This window comes from Spirulina sp. CCY15215 (genome assembly GCF_016888125.1).
In the GTDB taxonomy this organism is placed as follows: domain Bacteria; phylum Cyanobacteriota; class Cyanobacteriia; order Cyanobacteriales; family Spirulinaceae; genus CCY15215.
The window spans coordinates 1-1,307 of the sequence record NZ_JACSWA010000564.1 but is presented as its reverse complement, the minus strand read 5'-3'; the positions used below and the strand labels follow the sequence as shown (position 1 = coordinate 1,307).

The following is a 1,307-nucleotide window of genomic DNA, read 5'->3' as shown; positions in this document are numbered from 1 at the left end:
GAATCAGTTTTGTAAAAATAGCGAGAATCAGTTTTGTAAAAATAGCGAGAATCAGTTTTGTAAAAATAGCGAGAATCAGTTTTGTAAAAATAGCGAGCAAGATGCTCGCACTACCCAAATTGATAGGATAGACAAGGAATGCGATCGCTGGAATCTAAAATATAGGATTCGTAGTGCGAGCGTCTCGCTCGCTAGAATAAACAAACCTAAAATCTGGGATTCGTAGTGCGAGCGTCTCGCTCGCTGGAATATAAAATATAGAATTCGTAGTATTGTTGGAGAATTCCAGCGTGTTGTTGGAGAATTCCAGCGTGTTGTTGGAGAATTCCAGCGTGTTATTGGAGAATTCCAGCGTGTTATTGGAGAATTCCAGCGTGTTGTTGGAGAATTCCAGCGTGTTATTGGAGAATTCCAGCGTGTTATTGGAGAATTCCAGCGAGCAGGATGCTCGCACTACTGGAGTTGCGAGGATAGAAACAGAAGGCGATCGCCGGAATATAAAATATAGGATTCGTAGTGCGAGCGTCTCGCTCGCTAGGACACAACAACACAATGCAATACAACAACACAATGCAATACAACAACACAATGCAATACAACAACACAATGCAACACAACACAATGCAACACAACAACATAATGCAACACAACAACATAATGCAACACAACACAATAGTATAAAAAATAGTTGTTATGAAATACAAAAAGAAATTACCCACCCGAGAAAAACCAAATGGTATATATTTTATAACATTTTCAACTTGGGAAAAATTAGAACTGAATCCTGACGCTCGCCAAATTGTTTTAGATAGTTGCCTCTTTTTTCACGAACAACGCTATTATCTGTATACCGTCGTTATCATGCCCGATCACGTCCATTTATTAATCAAACCTTATGCAAAAAATGATAAAGAATATTGGACACTGGGGAGTATTTTGCACAGTATTAAAAGCTACAGTTCCAAACAAATTCCGCGTGTAATGAAACACATCGGCAAAATATGGCAAGATGGAAGATACGATCGCCTGATACGCGATCGCGCCGAATTTCTCAATACATGGGAATATATTCGTCAAAATCCAGTCAAAGCGGGTTTATGTGATGTTCCTCAAGATTATCTATTTTTCTGGGAGGTTTTTTAATTTTTAAAAATATCTGTTTTGTTTGTAGTGCGAGCATCTTGCTCGCTGGCTTTACAAAATAAAAATAAGCGAATTTATAGAACTAGCGAATTTATAGAACTAGCGAATTTATAGAACTAGCGAATTTATAGAACTAGCGAATTTATAGAACTAGCGAATTTATA

At 37.6% G+C, this 1,307-nt stretch carries 1 protein-coding gene; it reads left to right on the top strand.

The window, feature by feature from the left end; all coding sequences use genetic code 11:
- Window positions 1-693 precede the first annotated feature (693 nt).
- Window positions 694-1,143: a transposase gene (locus JUI58_RS19660; protein WP_204105511.1), complete on the top strand. Its 450-nt coding sequence runs from the start codon at window positions 694-696 to the stop codon at window positions 1,141-1,143.
- Window positions 1,144-1,307: the final 164 nt, after the last annotated feature.

Excerpts from the sequence above, each read along its gene's own strand:
- JUI58_RS19660 (WP_204105511.1), top strand. The coding sequence starts at position 694 with ATGAAATACAAAAAGAAATTACCCACCCGAGAAAAACCAAATGGTATA.